This is a genomic window from Candidatus Accumulibacter vicinus (assembly GCF_000584955.1).
Taxonomy (GTDB): domain Bacteria; phylum Pseudomonadota; class Gammaproteobacteria; order Burkholderiales; family Rhodocyclaceae; genus Accumulibacter; species Accumulibacter vicinus.
In genome coordinates this window covers 85,861-88,288 of record NZ_JDSS02000045.1, presented here as the reverse complement: position 1 = coordinate 88,288, position 2,428 = coordinate 85,861, and the positions used below count along the sequence as shown (strand labels likewise).

At 66.5% G+C, this 2,428-nt stretch carries 2 protein-coding genes and 1 pseudogene; all 3 read right to left on the bottom strand.

Annotation, left to right across the window (positions count from 1 at the left end):
- On the bottom strand, positions 1-655 hold a 655-nt coding region (locus tag CAPSK01_RS19410; protein ID WP_034930731.1), incomplete at its 3' end, for a HupU protein.
- Entirely contained in the window at positions 652-2,106 is a 1,455-nt protein-coding gene (locus CAPSK01_RS19405) for a sigma-54 dependent transcriptional regulator (protein ID WP_034930635.1), read from the bottom strand. The genes CAPSK01_RS19405 and CAPSK01_RS19410, both read right to left, overlap by 4 nt.
- Positions 2,103-2,428: pseudogene (locus tag CAPSK01_RS19400) on the bottom strand (hydrogenase maturation protein); the annotation flags it as partial. The pseudogene CAPSK01_RS19400 and the gene CAPSK01_RS19405, both read right to left, overlap by 4 nt.

Genomic DNA, 2,428 nt, shown 5'->3' with positions numbered 1-2,428 from the left:
TCTGCGCGCTGGCCTTGAATTCGTAGAACTCGTTTCTCGGGCAGCCGTGATGGACCAGTTGTTCGGTGTAGAAACGCGGTCGCTGCCAGGCGTCGAGGTCGGCCGCGCGCAAGGCGCCAAGGGCCAGCGAGAGCAGGGTGTCGACGATCCAGCCGGGATGCGTCGGGCAGCCGGCGACGTTGATCACCGGCAGGCCCGCGCCGGAACGAAAATCGGTGCCGAGCAGCCCCCCTTCCTGATCGCCGTCGAACTGTAGTCCGCAGGCGTCGGTGATGTTCTCGCCACCGGAAACGATCCCGCCATAGGCACTGCAGGTTCCGATGGCCAGCACGTAGGCGGCGCGTGCGGCCAGTTCGCAGACCCAGTCGATCAGCGGGCGGCCACTGCCGGACAGGATCTGGAAGCGCCCGCTGCCGTTCGGTCCGCGCAGCAGCGCGCCTTCGACGCAGAGGATGTCGAACGGCAGACGGCCGTCGGCGGCCGCCTGCAGGATCGCCCGCGCCTCGTCGCCACAGGCTTCCGACAGGCCGGGGTGCCATAGCAGATCGAGACCGCTGTCGGCGAACTGCGCGAGTACCCCGGCGCGACTCTCGGCACCGAGCAGGGACTGCGTACAGCCGCCGCAACCTGCCGCCTGCAGCCAGAGAAGTTTCATGCCCGCTCCAGCCCGTAACGCAGCAGCTTGTTGCGCAAGCCGACGCGCGACAGGCCCAGCTCGCTCGCCGCCCGCGACTTGTTCCAGCGACTGCGGATCATCGTTTCCTTGAGCACGCGCGCTTCGAGCGCTTCCATCCGCTCCTTGAGCCCGCCGTCGACGGCGATCAGATCGAGCAGGCGGTCGTCCTGCTGGTCGACCGCCGGCGAGCGCAGGATGCGCGGCGCCAGCAGGTCGGCCCCGAGGCGCGGCGATTCACAGAGCGCCAGCATGCGCAGGATCTCGTTCTGCAGCTCGCGCACATTGCCCGGCCAGCGGTACGCCGCGAGACAGGCGAGCGCCTCGGTCGTGAAGCCATCGACCGCTTTGCCGAGCAGCTTCTGACTGGCTTCGAGCAGGCGGCCGGCGAGCAGCGGAATGTCCATCGCGCGCTCGCGCAACGCCGGCACGTGCAGCGTCACGGTTGCCAGCCGGTAGTAGAGATCCTCGCGGAAGGCGCCAGCGCGCACGTCGGCTTCGAGGTCGTGATGGGTGGCTGCCACCACCCGAATATCGACCGAATGCGGGCGCGCCGCACCGAGCGGCCGGAACTCGCCTTCCTGCAGCACGCGCAGCAGCTTGACCTGAAACGCCGGGCTGGTATCGCCGATTTCGTCGAGAAAGAGGGTGCCGCCGTCAGCCTGCTGGAAACGGCCGATGCGGTCTTCATAGGCGCCGGTGAATGCCCCGCGCTTGTAACCAAAAAGCTCGGCTTCGAGCAACTGGTCGGGCAGCGCACCACAGTTCTCGACGACGAAAGCCTTGTCGGCACGCCGACTGCAGTAATGGATGGCGCGCGCCAGCATCTCCTTGCCGGTACCCGACTCACCGCTGATCAGTACGGAAAGGTCAAAAGGCGCGAGTTTCCCGACCAGATGACAGACGGCATTGAGCGGGCTGTCCGGCGTGCGGACCAGCCCGTCGAGCGCCAGCTCGCGTTTGGCGCGTTCGTGCTTGATCTCGACACGCCTGGCGAGCACCGGTTCGGCGGTGCGCAACTCGACCGAGAGCCGCTGGTTCTCCTGTTGCAGGCGATAGACCCTGGCCGCGGTCTGCAGCGTCAGCAGCAGTTGCTCGGGCTGCCAGGGTTTCATCAGATACTGGTAGATGCCGGCCTCGTTGACCCCGGCAATGATGTCCGCAGCATCAGTGTAACCGGACAGGATGATGCGCAGGGTATCCGGCCACTGACTGCGGACGCTCTTGAGAAACTCGACGCCGGTCGTTTCCGGCATGCGCTGGTCGCAGACGATGATCTGTACCCACTCGGTTTCCATGATCCGCTGCGCCTGCTCGGCGCTCGCAGCGGTAAACACTTCGAAGTCCTCTTCGAGCGTCCGTCGCAAGGCTTCCTGCGAGCGCAGTTCGTCGTCGACGACCAGCACCGTCGGCAACCTCGACCTGGCGGTCATGGCGGCACGCTCCAGCCGAGATCGCGATGAATCGCCAGATGGCGCGGCGTCCACGAGTTCGGCGTCTTGTGCACGAAATGAAAGCGGGCGACGTGATAACTGGGATCGAAGCCGTAAAAATTGCGCTGCAGTTCGGCGAGTTCCTCCGCACGATAGCTCGCCAGGGGCTTCGCCGTTTCGTCGGCCAGGCGCTGCGCCCGCTTGGTCCGCAGCCGCTCGTCGAGGTCGGGAGCCATGGCCAGTTCGGCGGCGCGGCGGGCGACATCGATCCGGAAAGCGTCGGGATCGCCCGCCAGACAGGCGTCGATCAAACCTGCAGCGA

Excerpts from the sequence above, each read along its gene's own strand:
- CAPSK01_RS19405 (WP_034930635.1), bottom strand. The coding sequence starts at position 2,106 with ATGACCGCCAGGTCGAGGTTGCCGACGGTGCTGGTCGTCGACGACGAA.